The sequence below is a fragment of the Pantoea sp. Cy-639 genome (genome assembly GCF_011752525.1).
Lineage (GTDB): Bacteria > Pseudomonadota > Gammaproteobacteria > Pseudomonadales > Pseudomonadaceae > Aquipseudomonas.
Window position 1 is genome coordinate 1 of record NZ_VWXI01000029.1, and the last position, 14001, is coordinate 14001.

A 14001-nucleotide genomic window follows, 5' to 3' on the forward strand; every position below is an offset into this window, starting at 1 on the left:
ACCTTGTTTTTCGCCGGTGACGGCCATGTAGGCGGGAGTTGCCATGTGTCGCTCTCCTTGCTTGAGAAATAGTCGCCGGGTGGCAGGAATTTGCCACCTCGGGGCGACTAGGTAATACAAAGGGCGTACCAGTTTTTATTTATCGACTAAAAACAGATAGTTACAAAGAACGCACATCCATTTAGATGCTCTTTCCAACTTGAACCATTCAAAAGTTGCGCAACTTCTTGCGCAGTGGTGGCAAAAAGTTGCGCAGTTGGCTGTACATGACGATTACCAAGGGCTGTATCGAACTATCCACACACTTATCCACATTTGAGTGCGCAACTTCTTGCGCAGTTGACCATAGAGTCAACAAAGTAAATCGCCTCTCACCTGCTAGAAATCTGCAAACACGTACAGGAGCTTGGGGTCTCCAGTAAACCCGGGCAGTGAAACCTATTCCAACACCGCTAGCTGCTGGCCAACCGAGACTGGGCTGATCGAGTCAAGGTCTCCCCACAACAGCAATCACTGCGACGCTCCAGACGAATGTAACCGTACAAGGGAGGGCACAGGTGCCAGGAAGTTGCTACAGGTCTTCGAGACGATTGCGCTGTTCTTGCAGCAGGTTTCCTGACGGTCGCGGATCAGGTCACGATCGCCAGGAGACTGGAACGGTGCAGCACAGACAAACAGGGGGCAGTAGCGCCAGGTCTGAGGCCAGGGCGCGAAAAAGCGAGGACATGGAAAGTGGCTCAGTACACGGACGCAGCGCGAATCAACGCAAACAGAGGCGCAGGGTACTGAAAATCACGCAGGCATCAATATGCCATCATCCGATGAAATCGTAGGATGAATCGCTTGTGCAAGGCGCTGCCTTATTGTTGCTGCGCCGTTTTCCCCGCGCTGCGCCACCACCATCCCTGCTGCATGCCCGCCGCCGCCAGCAGGATCAACACCACGCCCAGCCATTGCAGTGGCGCCAGGCGGTGGCCGAAGGCGATCCAGTCGACCAGGATCGCCGCGATCGGGTAGATGAACGACAGGGCGCCGGTCAACGCGGTAGGCAGGCGCTGGATGGCGCTATACAACAGCACATACATCAGCCCGGTGTGGACCATGCCCAGGGTCACCAGGCTGCTCAGTGCCGGCAGCTCGCCCGGCAGCCCGCCGAGCTTGACCCACGGCGCCAGCAGCAGCACGCCGGTGCTCACCTGGACCAGCGCGATCAGGTGCGGCGGCGTACCGGTCAGGCGCTTGATGATCAAGGCCGCCACGGCATAGAGGAACGCCGCGCCCAGGGCCAGGCCGATGCCCTGCAAGTAATCGCTGCCGGCCGCCTGGCCGCTGCCATGGGCACCGACGATGGCCAGCATGCCGAGAAAAGCCACGCTCAACCAGGTCAGCCTGGGCAGGGTCAGTTTCTCGCCGAGAAACAACGCCGCCAGCCCCACCAGCATGAACGGCTGGACGTTGTACACCGCGGTACCGATGGCGATCGAGGCACGCGAGTAGGAGGCAAACAGCAGCACCCAGTTGCCGACGATGGCCACCCCGCTGAGCACCGCCAGCAGGAAGGTGGCGCGGGTCAGCACGCCGGGCTTGAGAAAGCCCATGGCGGCGCAGATCAGCAGCAAGGTGCCGGCGCCGAACACGCAACGCCAGAACACCACCTCCAGTACCGGCTGCCCGGACACCAACACGAACCAGCCGATGGTCCCGGAGATCAGCATGGCAGCGATCATTTCCAGCGAACCACGGCGCAGCGTATTGTCCATCTCACACCTCCTGTCGACGATGGCCACAGTATGCGCAGGCGATCGATCACGCCTCCAGTGGATAACCAAGGCGAAAAACGCCATTGGCCTTTACTATCAAGGCCATTCACGCCGATTGCCTGACAGAGGTAGCCATGACTGACACCATCGACCAGTTGCTGATCAATGCCTTGATGGAAGATTCACGCCGTTCACTCAAGGCACTGGCGCAGATCAGCGGCCTGTCCGCACCGAGCGTCAGCGAGCGCCTGCGTCGTCTGGAAGAGCGCGGCGTGCTGCGCGGCTACACGGTGGAGGTGGATCCGCGCTGCTTCGGCTACCAGTTGCAGGCCATCGTGCGTATCCGCCCGTTACCGGGGCAGTTGCAGGAAGTAGAGCGGCAGATCATCGCCATTGCCGAGTTCACCGAATGCGACAAGGTGACCGGCGAGGACTGTTTCATCGCCCGCCTGCATGTGCGCTCGATGGAGCAGTTGGATACCTTGCTCGACCGGCTCAATGTGCTGGCCGAGACCAACACGGCGATCATCAAGAAGACCCCGGTGAAACGGCGGTTGCCGCCGATGGAGTGAAGCGCATCGGCCTGAGCGGTGAAGGCGCCAGGCTTGTGGCTGGGCAGGCGACGTGGCGATGACACCGGCTGCGTCGGTCTTCGCCGGCAAGGCCGGCTCGTACAGGCACCGCGAATCGATACTTGTACACAAGAATGTCACTGTAAGTGCCATTTTTGTGTGCACTTATATGGGGTAACGCCCCAATAAGTTACACCTCATCGCTCACAGAATTTGACCAAACGATCAACTAATAAGCCAATCGAAAAATAAAAGCTGTTTGAATGGTCAACTTATAGTTCATTTCTTTCATGAGCTTATATTTTATAACGCCTAATTCAAAGCAATGATCATCTAAGAACTGTATTCCAGCTGGCATGGAACTGGCTTTTATGTGTTTGTGTTTTGTATACAAGTTGCTCGAAACATAAATACACAAGAACTCGCAGCGTCGCCCCAGAAGTGACCGTTGCGCCCAGAACCCAGTGATGCCAACGCCTGCACCGACGAGATGGCGAGCCCGTGCGCCAGCGCCCGCTCATCGCAGTCACGCGCATCAGGAGCCGCCGGAATGAGTAGCAGCCTCCCCCTTGCCCCTGAACTTTCCGTTGCCAGCACCAGCCCCAGCGCCACCGCCCTGGAAGGTCACCCCGCCGAGCTTGAACTGAGTCCGCGCCTGCACAACCGCGACCTCGCCCCCACTCGCCTGGAGGGCCGCCGCTGGGGTGGCTACAGCATCTTCGCGCTGTGGACCAACGATGTGCACAACATCGCCAACTACTCCTTCGCCATGGGGCTGTTCGCCCTCGGCCTGGGCGGCTGGCAGATCCTCCTGTCGCTGGCGATCGGCGCGGCGCTGGTGTACTGCTTCATGAACCTGTCCGGCTACATGGGGCAGAAGACCGGCGTGCCATTCCCGGTGATCAGCCGCATCGCCTTCGGCATCCATGGCGCGCAGCTCCCGGCGCTGATCCGCGCGGTGATCGCCATCGCCTGGTTCGGCATCCAGACCTACCTGGCCTCGGTGGTGCTGCGGGTGCTGCTCACCGCCGTGTGGCCACAGCTGAGCGCGTACGACCATGACAGCCTGCTCGGGCTGTCCAGCCTGGGCTGGGTGTGCTTCGTGGCGATCTGGCTGGTGCAGTTGGTGATCCTCGCCTACGGCATGGAGATGGTGCGCCGTTACGAGGCCTTCGCCGGTCCGGTGATCCTGCTTACCGTGGCCAGCCTGGCACTGTTCATGTATTTCAAGGCCGATGCGCGCATCGCCTGGTCGGTGGCCGAACCGCTCACAGGCTACGAGATGTGGCGCAACATCTTCGCCGGCGGCGCACTGTGGCTGGCGATCTACGGCACCCTGGTGCTGAATTTCTGCGACTTCGCACGCAGTTCGCCGTGCCGCAGGACCATTCGTGTCGGCAACTTCTGGGGCCTGCCGGTGAATATCCTGGTGTTCGCCAGCATCACCGTGGTGCTGTGCGGCGCGCAGTTCCAGATCGACGGCAAGGTGATCGACAGCCCGACGCAGATCGTCGCCAGCATCCCCGACACCACCTTCCTGGTGCTCGGCTGCCTGGCCTTCCTGATCGTCACCGTGGCGGTGAACATCATGGCCAACTTCGTCGCCCCGGCCTTCGTGCTCAGCAACCTGGCGCCGCGCCACCTGAACTTCCGCCGTGCCGGCCTGATCAGCGCCACCCTGGCGGTGGTGATCCTGCCGTGGAACCTCTACAACAGCCCGCTGGTGATCGTCTACTTCCTCTCCGGCCTGGGCGCCCTGCTCGGCCCGCTGTACGGCGTGATCATGGCCGACTACTGGCTGCTGCGGAAGGGCCGCATCAACGTGCCCGAGCTGTACAGCGAGAACCCCGCCGGCGCCTACCACTACACCCGCGGCGTCAACCTGCGCGCAGTGGCGGCGTTCGTTCCCGCCGCCCTGCTGGCCATCGTCCTGGCCCTGGTGCCCAACTTCCACAGCGTCGCGCCGTTCTCCTGGCTGATCGGCGCCGGCATCGCCGCCGCTGTGTACTTGCTGGTCGCACCGCGCCACGGCCACTACCACGACGTCAGCGGCGAGTGCATCGCCGTCGACCACAGCAGCCACTGACTTCAGGGAGATCCGTCATGCGCATTCTGATTGCCAACGTCAACACCACCGAGGCCATCACCCAGGCCATCGCCGAACAGGCACGCAGCGTCGCCGCGCCCGGCACCGAGATCGTCGGCCTGACGCCGTGGTTCGGCGCCGAGTCGGTGGAGGGTAATTTCGAGAGCTACCTGGCCGCCATCGCCGTGATGGACCGGGTGCTGGCCTATGACCAGCCCTACGACGCCGTGATCCAGGCGGGCTATGGCGAGCATGGCCGCGAAGGCCTGCAGGAGCTGCTGCAGGTGCCGGTGGTAGACATCACCGACGCCGCCGCCAGCACCGCGATGTACCTGGGCCATGCCTACTCGGTGGTGACCACCCTGGACCGCACGGTACCGCTGATCGAGGATCGCCTGAAGCTGTCCGGCCTGTACCAGCGCTGCGCCTCGGTGCGCGCCAGTGGCCTGGCGGTGCTGGAACTGGAGGCCGACCCGCGGCGGGCGGTGGAGGCCATCGTCGAGCAAGCCGAACGCGCCGTGCACGAGGACAAGGCCGAGGTAATCTGCCTGGGCTGCGGTGGCATGGCCGGGCTCGACGAGCAGATCCGCCAGCGCACCGGCGTACCGGTGGTGGATGGGGTGAGCGCGGCGGTGACCATCGCCGAGTCGCTGGTGCGCCTGGGCCTGAGCACCTCCAAGGTACGCACCTACGCCACGCCGAGGGTGAAGCAGGTACTGGGCTGGCCGATGCGCTTCGGCCGCTGAGGCCTCTCGTGCGGGCCTCGCAACAGGCCCGCACGCTCACCGCAACAGCTTGACCAGCCGCTGCGCGCTGCCGCACGCCAGGGTGAACCCCAGTGCCCCGTGCCCGAGGTTCAACCACAGGTTGCGATAGCGCGTGGCGTCGATGATCGGCACCCCGCTCGGCGTCGCCGGGCGCATGCCTGCCCACTCCACGGCCTGTTGGTAGTCGGCAGCCTGCGGCAGTGTTTCCCAGGCCGACCGGCGCATGCTCCTGAGCCGGCCGGCATCGACCGAGTCGTCATAGCCGACGATATCGACCATCGCCGCCACCCGCAGTTGGTCGTCCAACCTGGCATAGACGATCTTGCGTTCATAGTCGGTGAGACTCACATCGGGTGCCTCGTGGGCGGCCTCGATGGGTGCGGTCAGGCTGTAGCCCTTGAGCGGGTACACCGGCAGCCTGAGCCCGGGCAAGGCCAGCCCGGCACTACGGTGCCCGGCGCAGAGCACCAGCCGCTGTACTGACAGTCGCTCATGGCCAAGTTCAAGGGCAACCACGGTGTGGTCCTGCGCGAGCAGCCGGGTCACCGGCCGGCCCAGCAGCATCCGGCACTGGCCCGAGGCCAGCAGGCGCTCGGCCAGACGCAGGCAGAAACGATGGCAGTCGGCGACCTCCTCGGCCGGCGTGAACACACCGCCGACAAAAGGCGCTTCGGCCAGGGCCGGGTCAAGCCCGCGCAGGTCGGTGGCATCCAGGGCGTGCTGATGATCGGGGTCGAGCAGTTGTTCGCGGCCATGGGCAAAGGCCCGCTGCGTGCGAAATGCCACGAGCTTGCCATTGCGTCGCCAGGCGAAGCCGTCCAGGCCATCCTCTTCGCGCCAGCGCGCCAGGGTTGCCTGGCTTTGCAGGGCCAGGGCCAGCAGTTGCGTAGCGTTGCGACGATTCACCGAACTCCGGCAAGCCATCAGGAATGACGCCAGCCAGCGCCATTGCGCCGGGTCCAGGCGCAAGCGCAGGCGCAGCGGCGAATCGCCTTGCAGCATCCAGCCCAGGGCCTGCCATGGCACCCCGGCATCGGCCAGCGGCGCCACATAGCGATAGGACAACTGCCCGCCATTGGCGAAGCTGGTGGCGCTGGCCAGGCTGTCGCGGGCCTCGACCAGATCGACCTGCCACCCTTGGCGCACCAGTGCATAGGCGCTCGCCAACCCGACCACGCCCCCGCCGATCACCGTCACCCGCTGATTCATTCCCTTGCTCCTGTGCGCTCCGTCGCCAGCGACAGTAACAGCAGCGCGGGGGGCTCGGCCATGCGGAGGTTGGCGTGCGGTGGGTGTGGGAGAGGGGAAGCGACGACGTTGCCCTGCGGCCGTGACCGCAGGGCATCCCTGTCGTGGTTGCCATCCGTGGCAGTTTCGTCCTTGAAGCAGTTGGTCCGTGCCCTGGACAGCTTCGACCTTACGGCGGCTGTGTTGCCGAATTATTGCGCTGCCGGATGGCTCAGTCGTCGCGGGTCAGCACTTCGAGCAGCTCGATCTCGAAGGTCAGGTCCGAGTTCGGTGGAATCGAGCCAACGCTGCGTTCGCCATAACCCAGGTGCGCCGGTACCTGCAGGCGGCGCTTGCCGCCTACGCGCATGCCCATCAGGCCCTGGTCCCAGCCTTTGATCACCCGGCCGGTGCCGATCACGCACTGGAACGGCTTGCCGCGGGTCCAGGACGAGTCGAACTCGCTGCCATCGGCCAGGGTGCCACGGTACTGGGTGGTGATCAGTGCGCCCTTGACCACGGCCTTGCCGTCGCCTTCCTGAAGATCGGTGATTTGCAGTTCACTGCTCATGGCAGGTTCCTCGAAGCGGTTTTTCAGTGGCCGCCCTTTTCTCAGGAATGCAGCGATTTGGCAAGGCGAGGGGCTTCAGGATGGAGCGAACTGATCGAACACCTCTTGGCCGGTGAGGTTCCTGGTCTCGTTCTTGAAGCAGTACCAGGCGGGTTTTTCGTCGATGAAGATCTGCTCGGTGAAGGTCCAGCTTTCCTCGCCATCGAGCAGGCCGGCCGGCACGACGTACAGGTCCTGTTCTTTCAGCCGGTAGAACAGGTGGGTGCCGCACTGGCCGCAGAAACCGCGTTGGGCCCAGGGGGAGGAGTCATAGACGCTGGGTGCGGGGCCTTCGATCATTGGGGGGGTGGTGCAGTGGACTGTCAGCAGCGGACCGCCGGTCCATTTGCGGCACATGTTGCAGTGGCAGGCGGTTATATCGGTGCTGGCCAGGGTGAGGTTGAGACGGGTGGCCTTGCACAGGCAGGTGCCTTGTTTATTCAGCGACACTGGGGGAGCTCCATGCATTTTTTGAGAGGGTGAGTATAGGGGGTGGTTTTTCGAGATGTATGTGTATCCATTGGCTTTGTCGACGCCTAGTCACCTTTGCGCCCGTACATCGCTCCATCATCCGTCCCCTACGCTTCGCTTCGAGGTTCCATCGAACATATGCCTGCTTGGTCTGTAACCTAGGTGTATAGCTTTCGGCCCCCATCGCAGGCTTCGCCAGCTCCTACAAACTGCTGGCCTGGCGGCCAGGAAGCAGAAGACCAGCGGCCAATTGCAAATAGCAAGAAGGCTGGACGACCAGCGGCGAAAAATGTGGGAGCTGGCGAAGCCTGCGATTGGGCCGGCAAGATCACGCGAAACCCTGCTAGCGACAGCTGCGCCCTCCCAGTCGCCGCCCGTACCTTCGCGACTTCAGGAGGCTGAGCGCAGGCGTCTGGAGGGCCAGGTGCGCAGCACCCCTCGGCGCAGCCGAGGGCGCGAGATGTAGACTTGCGCAGCAAGTCGGAGTCCGCGCTGGCCCGCAAGACGCCGGAGCGAAGGAACCCGGAGCGAAGCGCAGGGCCGGATGAACGGAGCGCAGCGTTTTTTGGTTACTTTTTGTCGCGTTTGACAAAAAGTGACCCGCCGTAAGGGCGGAAAGGTGACTATGCGTCGCCAAAGCAAATGAATGCGCGCACAACTCTCAAAACAAACAAATCAAACCAAACCCGCATCAAACAGAAATCACACCTCGCAGGTAAAGCGCCCCCCGTCCACGAATAATCACCCGCCCCGCCGCCGGATTGCCGTCGAACGGCACCGAGGAAAAGGCATCGACCTGGAAAATTTCGAGTTGCATGCAAAGGCTCCTCATGCCCGGTACTCCACCAGGCAGGCTTCAGAAAAGGGCTCAGGCGCGAACCGGAGTCAACACCGGCTCACCAGAAAAGAATGCCTGCAAGTTGCGCAGTACCAGGTTCACCGTATCCCGCGCGGCCTCCGGCGACTGGCCCGCCACATGCGGCGTGAGCACAGTGTTGCTCAATGCCTTCAGGGTATCCGGCACCCCAGGCTCATCATCGAACACATCCAGCGCAGCCCCGGCGACACCCCCCTGGCGCAAGGCATCGACCAACGCATCGGTGTCGACCACGCTGGCCCGGGCGATGTTGACCAGGTACCCCTCCGCGCCCAGCGCTTCCAGCACGCCAGCATCGACCAGATGCCGGGTGCCATGACCACCGGGCGTAGCCACCAGCAGGATGTCCACCGCATCGGCCAGGTGCAGCGGGCTGTCATACCAGGTGTAGGGCACATCCGCGCGCGGCGTGCGACTGTGGTAGCTGACAGGCATGTCGAAACCCTGGCTGGCACGCCGGGCGATAGCCTGGCCAACCGCGCCAAGGCCGATGATGCCCAGCCGCTTGCCGCTCACCGACGGGCTGATCACCCGGTTCCACTCACCACGGCGAGTGCTGGCATCGGCGCGCGGGATATCACGCAACAAGGCCAGCAACAGCGCCATGGCGTGGTCGGCCACCGCCCCGGCATTGGCCCCGGCGCCGTTGGTGACCGTAATGCCACGGGCCGCCGCGGCGGCCAGGTCGACCTGCTCGTAGCCGGCGCCGATCACACAGATGATCCGCAACTTGGCCAGCGCCTCGATCTCGGCGGCGCTAAGCCCTAGCGGACCACGGGTCAGTACGGCATCGATTTCGCCGGCGTGGCGGGCGATGGCATCGGCACGCAGGAGTGCCGAAGGGGCGCGAATCAGGCGGTAGCCAGCCTGTTCCAATAGCGGCAGGTAAGCATCGACGGTTTCCACCAGCACCAGGACTGTCTTGCTCATGCCGCCCTCCGGTTGAATGCGCGGGGCAAGTCCGTGCCCATGCCAGCCCGAAACGCTGAGCTGACGTGGGAGCGGGCTTGCCCCGCGATTGGATAAAAAACCTTTATTGCCCGAACGCCCGCCCCAACCCGCCCGGTACACCACTGCTGTCGGTGTCCTGCCACGGCCCATTGGGACTCAGCGACCAGCTCCAGCCGCTGTTCCAGCGGTAATAGGTGCGTTGGCGGTAGAAGGTATTGGGCTGTTTCTCCAGCACATACACCCCAAGCTTCGGGTCCCAGTGACTGGCACCGCCAGGTGGCGGTGCGAAGCTGGCGGAAGTGCGTGGCATGGCCTTGGGGATCGCTGCCGGTGCGCTCGGCTGGCCACCAGGCCTGCTACCCGGCAATGGCTTGACCGCCGGCCCTGGATGCGGCGGCGTACGCTCGATCGGCGGCAACGGCTCGTACTCGCCCGGTTGGTGCACCGTACATGCGGACAGACCCAGGGCCAGGGTGATCAGGGTCAGGCGTACGGTGCTGTTCATGGAGGTTGCTCTCTTATGAGTCGGGGCTGTCGATGGTCAGGCGCTGGGTAGCCTGGGTGCCGTTGGCCAGCGGTGCGCTCTGCGCCTTCCACTCGCCGCGGGTCGGCTGGCCAGCGCGCGAAACACGGGCCACCAGTTGGACTTCGGCGAAGTCCGACAGTTTCATCTGCGGCATCATCGCATCGGCGTCCGACAACTCCACCTCGATCGGCAGTTGCGCCACGGTCACGCGCTTGGCAGCCAGCGGCATGGGCGGGCCATCGCTGGCACGGGCGAAAATGAACACGGTGTCGTCGGGGCGCACCTTGTCCTTGAGCGCAGCAGCCAGTTCGACCCGCACCTTCAGGCGTGCCGCCACGGCCAGCTTGCCACCGGAGGCCTTGAGCTTCTCCGCTGCGCGATCGATGCCACCCTGCAACGCAGCCCGCGACGCATCGCCCTCTGGCAACTGGGCCAGCAAGCGGCTCCAGAAGTCGATGGCTTCCTGGTAACGCTCGCCTTCAAAGGCCGCGATACCCCGCAGGCCCAGGCTGGTGACTTCCCGCGGATCGGCCTTGAGCGCCTCGTCGGTCAGCGCCTGCACCTGAGCGTTCCATTGCTTGTCGGCGGCGAAATACAGCGCCTGGGCCCACTGCCCGAGCAGCTCGGGCTGACGCCCGGCCAGGGCCACCGCGCGCTCATAGGCCTTGGCGGCATCGGCCGGGCGTTGCTCGGCCATGTAGGCACGCCCGAGGAAGTACAGGCCCTCTGCCGAGTCGGGCTGGGCCTGCACGACACGCTCCAGGCGCGCGGTCATCTCTTCCATCGACTGCGGTGCCTTGGCGAACTCCTGGGTCAGCTCGACCTTGTCCGCAGCACCGAAGTGCAGGTACAGCCCCAGCGCCATGGCCGGCACCAGCAGCGCCGCCAGCAGCGGCACGACCTTGCCCAGGTGGCCCTGGCGCTCACCGTCGTCACGCTCGGTGTCGGCCAGCAGTTCACGGGCCGCCTCATCGCGGCCATTGGTCAACTGGTCGAGATCAAGCACACCGGCCGCCTGTTGCGCGGTCAGTTCGGCGACACGCTCCTCGTACAGCGCCACGTTGAGTGCGGTGCGGTCCTGTTCGGCCTGCTGCCGACGATGGCCACGCAACAGCGGCAACAGCAGGAAAGCCAGGGCGGCGAGCAGCAGCAGGCCCGCGCTAAGCCAGAATTCAGTCATGGGCAGGGTCTTTTTCCAGCAGTTTGGCGAGCCGCTCGCGTTCGGCGGCGGACAGTTCGGTGGTGGCGCTAGCCGGACCACGACGACGGCGGACGATCACCGCGAGCACCACGAAGCCACCGGCCAGCAGAACCCCCGGACCGAACCAGAGCAGCCAGGTACGCTCGCTGAGCGCAGGCTTGTAGCGCACGAAGTCGCCATAGCGATCGACCATGAAGTCGACGATCTGCTGGTTGCTCTTGTTCTCGCCGAGCATGCGGAAGATCTCGCGACGCAAGTCGGCGGCGATCGGGGCGTTGGAATCGGCGATGTCCTGGTTCTGGCACTTGGGGCAGCGCAATTCCTTGGTCAGTTGCTGGTAGCGCTCGCGCTCGGCCTCGTCGCGAAACTGATAGGTGTCGATGGCCGCCTTGGCCACCCCGGCCAGGCTCAAGCCCAGCACGGCGGCTGCGAGCCAGCGCTTCATGGCCTGCCCTCGTCGACCAGCCCCTGGTACAGCGGCGCCAACTGCTCGCGCCACACCGTGGCGTCGACCACGCCGACATGCTTGTAGCGGATGATGCCCTTGGCGTCGATCAGGAAGGTCTCCGGCGCGCCGTACACCCCCAGGTCCAGGCCCAGCGAGCCCTGCGGGTCGGCGATGTTGAGCTGGTAAGGGTTGTGGAACTCGGCCAGCCATTTCAATGCGGCAGCATTGTCGTCCTTGTAGTTGACCCCGTGGATCACCACCCCCTGCTCGGCGAGCTGGTTGAGATACGGGTGCTCGACCTTGCACGACGGGCACCAGGTGCCCCACACGTTGACCAGCGCCGGGCGGCCGATCAGGTCAGCCTGGCTCAGGCTGCGATCGCCCTGCACCGTGCCCAGGGCAAAGGCCGGGAACGGCTTGCCGATCATTGCCGAGGGCAACTCGTCGGGCTTGAGGAACAACCCCTTGTAGAGAAAGACCGCCATCAGCAGGAACACCGCCAGTGGCACCACCATGATCCAACGCTTCATGCGGTAGCTCCAGACACGCCCAGCACATCACGCACACGGGCTTTGACCTTGACGCGGTAACGCCGGTCGAGGGCCGCCAGGAAACCACCCAGCGCGGTCAGCAGACCGCCCAGCCAGATCCAGCGGACATACGGTTTGATATGCACCCGCACCGCCCAGGCGCCGTTTTCCAGCGGCTCGCCGAGGGCGACGTAGAGGTCGCGGGTGAAGCCGGCGTCGATGCCGGCCTCGGTCATCATCGACTGCTGCACGGTGTACAGGCGTTTCTCCGGATGCAGCACGCTCACCTCACGACCATCGCGCGACACGCGAATGGTGCCCTTGTCGGAAATGAAGTTCGGCCCCTCGAAGTGCCTGGCGCCTTCGAACAGGAAGTGATAGCCGCCCAGCTCGACGCTCTCGCCAGGCGCCATGCGCAGGTCGCGCTCGGCACTGTTGTTGCTCGACAGCACCACGCCCAGGGCGCACACCGCCAGGCCCAGGTGCGCCAGGTGCATGCCCCAGTAGCTGCGGTTCAGGCTGCCGAGCCCCTTGAACAGCCCCTTGTGCCGGGTCTTGTCGAGGATGTCGCGCGCGCCGCTGAGCAGCACCCAGGCGGCCAGGGCGAACACGCTCAGGATCGGCCAGTCGAAATCGTCGACGATCAGCCCGGCGAGCGGAGCCAGCACCGCACTGCCGATCAGCACCGGGGTCAGCATGCCCGCCAGCCACTTGCCGGGGGTGTCCTTCCAGCGCACCAGCACCCCTACCCCGAGCACCACCATCAGCAACGCCATCAGCGGCAGGAACAGCGCATCGAAATAAGGTGGGCCGACCGACAGCTTGGCGCCGGTCAGGGCGTCGAGCACCAGCGGGTACAAGGTGCCGAGCAGGATCATCGAGGCCGCCACCACCAGCACCAGGTTGTTGGCCAGCAACAGCGTTTCGCGCGACCACAGGGCGAAGCCCACCTGGCTCTTGACCACCGGCGCACGCAGGGCGAACAGGGTCAGCGAACCACCGACCACGAACAGCAGGAACACCAGGATGAAAATGCCGCGCGACGGATCGGCGGCAAAGGCGTGCACCGAGGTCAGCACCCCGGAGCGGACCAGGAAGGTGCCCAGCAGGCTCAGCGAGAACGCGGCGATGGCCAGCAACACGGTCCAGCTCTTGAATACGCCGCGCTTCTCGGTGACCGCCAGCGAGTGGATCAGCGCCGTGCCCACCAGCCAGGGCATGAACGAGGCGTTCTCCACCGGGTCCCAGAACCACCAGCCGCCCCAGCCCAGCTCGTAGTAGGCCCACCACGAGCCGAGGGTGATGCCGACGCCGAGGAACGCCCAGGCCACGATGGTCCACGGTCGCGACCAGCGTGCCCAGGCCGCGTCCAGGCGACCGCCGAGCAACGCGGCGATGGCGAAGGCGAAGGCCACCGAGAAACCGACATAGCCCATGTACAGCATCGGCGGGTGGACGATCAGGCCAAAGTCCTGCAGCAACGGGTTGAGGTCGCGGCCATCGCCCGGCACCTGCGGCAGCAGGCGCGAGAACGGGTTGGAGGTGATGATCAGGAACGACAGGAAGCCGACGCTGATCATGCCCATCACCGCCAGCACCCGCGCCAGCATCACCTGCGGCAACTGGCGCGAGAACACCGACACGGCGAAGGTCCAGCCGCCGAGGATCAGCGCCCAGAGCAGCAGCGAGCCTTCGTGCGCGCCCCACACGGCACTGAACTTGTAGTACCAGGGCAAGGCGCTGTTGGAGTTGCTGGCGACATAGGCGACCGAGAAGTTGTCGGTCATGAAGGCGTGGGTCAGGCAGGCGAAGGCGAACGCCAGGAAGGCGAACTGCCCCCAGGCAGCCGGGCGCGCCAGGCTCATCCACAGCGCATCGCCGCGCCAGGCGCCAAGCAGCGGCACGCTGGCCTGGACCACGGCGAAGCAGATCGCCAGGATCATCGACAGCTGCCCCAGTTCGGGGATCACCAGGG

General features: G+C 64.5%; 14 protein-coding genes. 3 read left to right on the forward strand and 11 right to left on the reverse strand.

Going from position 1 to position 14001, the window contains the following annotated elements:
• Window positions 1-860 precede the first annotated feature (860 nt).
• Window positions 861-1760: a DMT family transporter gene (locus F3J43_RS23030; protein WP_166892668.1), complete on the reverse strand. Its 900-nt coding sequence runs from the start codon at window positions 1758-1760 to the stop codon at window positions 861-863.
• 134 nt (window positions 1761-1894) lie between these two features.
• Here F3J43_RS23030 and F3J43_RS23035 point away from each other — a divergent pair, with 134 nt between their 5' ends.
• The 3 genes from F3J43_RS23035 to F3J43_RS23045 all read left to right on the forward strand — a co-directional run bounded on the left by F3J43_RS23035 (window position 1895) and on the right by F3J43_RS23045 (window position 5164).
• The gene (locus tag F3J43_RS23035; RefSeq protein WP_166892671.1) at window positions 1895-2332 is read left to right on the forward strand and encodes an Lrp/AsnC family transcriptional regulator; all 438 of its coding nucleotides are present in this window, start codon (window positions 1895-1897) and stop codon (window positions 2330-2332) included.
• A gap of 550 nt (window positions 2333-2882) precedes the next feature.
• Window positions 2883-4418, forward strand: a complete 1536-nt coding sequence (locus F3J43_RS23040; protein WP_166892674.1) for an NCS1 family nucleobase:cation symporter-1 — start codon at window positions 2883-2885, stop codon at window positions 4416-4418.
• 17 nt (window positions 4419-4435) lie between these two features.
• On the forward strand, window positions 4436-5164 hold the full coding sequence (locus F3J43_RS23045) for an aspartate/glutamate racemase family protein (protein ID WP_166892677.1): 729 nt from the start codon (window positions 4436-4438) through the stop codon (window positions 5162-5164).
• Between the two features lie 36 nt (window positions 5165-5200).
• Here F3J43_RS23045 and F3J43_RS23050 read toward each other — a convergent pair whose 3' ends face one another.
• The 10 genes from F3J43_RS23050 to F3J43_RS23090 all read right to left on the reverse strand — a co-directional run bounded on the left by F3J43_RS23050 (window position 5201) and on the right by F3J43_RS23090 (window position 13996).
• The gene (locus tag F3J43_RS23050) at window positions 5201-6628 is read right to left on the reverse strand and encodes a D-amino acid dehydrogenase (protein ID WP_353618285.1); all 1428 of its coding nucleotides are present in this window, start codon (window positions 6626-6628) and stop codon (window positions 5201-5203) included.
• A 16-nt stretch (window positions 6629-6644) separates the two neighbouring features.
• Entirely contained in the window at window positions 6645-6983 is a 339-nt protein-coding gene (locus F3J43_RS23055; protein ID WP_166892683.1) for an FKBP-type peptidyl-prolyl cis-trans isomerase, read from the reverse strand.
• 75 nt (window positions 6984-7058) lie between these two features.
• Entirely contained in the window at window positions 7059-7472 is a 414-nt protein-coding gene (locus F3J43_RS23060; protein WP_166892686.1) for a GFA family protein, read from the reverse strand.
• Between the two features lie 712 nt (window positions 7473-8184).
• Entirely contained in the window at window positions 8185-8310 is a 126-nt protein-coding gene (locus F3J43_RS24215) for a hypothetical protein (RefSeq protein ID WP_286184976.1), read from the reverse strand.
• A 51-nt stretch (window positions 8311-8361) separates the two neighbouring features.
• Window positions 8362-9300: a 2-hydroxyacid dehydrogenase gene (locus tag F3J43_RS23065; protein WP_166892689.1), complete on the reverse strand. Its 939-nt coding sequence runs from the start codon at window positions 9298-9300 to the stop codon at window positions 8362-8364.
• A 103-nt stretch (window positions 9301-9403) separates the two neighbouring features.
• Window positions 9404-9826: a hypothetical protein gene (locus F3J43_RS23070; RefSeq protein ID WP_166892691.1), complete on the reverse strand. Its 423-nt coding sequence runs from the start codon at window positions 9824-9826 to the stop codon at window positions 9404-9406.
• A 13-nt stretch (window positions 9827-9839) separates the two neighbouring features.
• Window positions 9840-11027 (reverse strand): c-type cytochrome biogenesis protein CcmI, encoded by a 1188-nt coding sequence (gene ccmI, locus F3J43_RS23075; RefSeq protein WP_166892694.1) that lies wholly within the window; start codon window positions 11025-11027, stop codon window positions 9840-9842.
• Complete coding sequence (locus tag F3J43_RS23080; RefSeq protein ID WP_166892697.1) at window positions 11020-11493, reverse strand: cytochrome c-type biogenesis protein; 474 nt, start codon at window positions 11491-11493, stop codon at window positions 11020-11022. The genes ccmI and F3J43_RS23080 overlap by 8 nt, the downstream gene beginning before the upstream one ends.
• Window positions 11490-12026: a DsbE family thiol:disulfide interchange protein gene (locus tag F3J43_RS23085; RefSeq protein WP_166892700.1), complete on the reverse strand. Its 537-nt coding sequence runs from the start codon at window positions 12024-12026 to the stop codon at window positions 11490-11492. Before F3J43_RS23085 ends, F3J43_RS23080 begins: the two co-directional genes overlap by 4 nt.
• Window positions 12023-13996, reverse strand: coding sequence for a heme lyase CcmF/NrfE family subunit (locus tag F3J43_RS23090; RefSeq protein WP_353618286.1), 1974 nt, complete (start codon window positions 13994-13996; stop codon window positions 12023-12025). Before F3J43_RS23090 ends, F3J43_RS23085 begins: the two co-directional genes overlap by 4 nt.
• Between the last annotated feature and the right edge of the window lie 5 nt (window positions 13997-14001).

Bases quoted from the DNA above. Each gene is read 5' to 3' on its own strand.
- F3J43_RS23070 (WP_166892691.1), bottom strand. From the start codon at position 9,826: ATGAACAGCACCGTACGCCTGACCCTGATCACCCTGGCCCTGGGTCTG.
- F3J43_RS23040 (WP_166892674.1), top strand. From the start codon at position 2,883: ATGAGTAGCAGCCTCCCCCTTGCCCCTGAACTTTCCGTTGCCAGCACC.
- F3J43_RS23080 (WP_166892697.1), bottom strand. From the start codon at position 11,493: ATGAAGCGCTGGCTCGCAGCCGCCGTGCTGGGCTTGAGCCTGGCCGGG.
- F3J43_RS23065 (WP_166892689.1), bottom strand. From the start codon at position 9,300: ATGAGCAAGACAGTCCTGGTGCTGGTGGAAACCGTCGATGCTTACCTG.
- F3J43_RS23055 (WP_166892683.1), bottom strand. From the start codon at position 6,983: ATGAGCAGTGAACTGCAAATCACCGATCTTCAGGAAGGCGACGGCAAG.
- F3J43_RS23085 (WP_166892700.1), bottom strand. From the start codon at position 12,026: ATGAAGCGTTGGATCATGGTGGTGCCACTGGCGGTGTTCCTGCTGATG.
- F3J43_RS23045 (WP_166892677.1), top strand. From the start codon at position 4,436: ATGCGCATTCTGATTGCCAACGTCAACACCACCGAGGCCATCACCCAG.
- F3J43_RS23030 (WP_166892668.1), bottom strand. From the start codon at position 1,760: ATGGACAATACGCTGCGCCGTGGTTCGCTGGAAATGATCGCTGCCATG.
- F3J43_RS24215 (WP_286184976.1), bottom strand. From the start codon at position 8,310: ATGCAACTCGAAATTTTCCAGGTCGATGCCTTTTCCTCGGTGCCGTTC.
- ccmI (WP_166892694.1), bottom strand. From the start codon at position 11,027: ATGACTGAATTCTGGCTTAGCGCGGGCCTGCTGCTGCTCGCCGCCCTG.
- F3J43_RS23035 (WP_166892671.1), top strand. From the start codon at position 1,895: ATGACTGACACCATCGACCAGTTGCTGATCAATGCCTTGATGGAAGAT.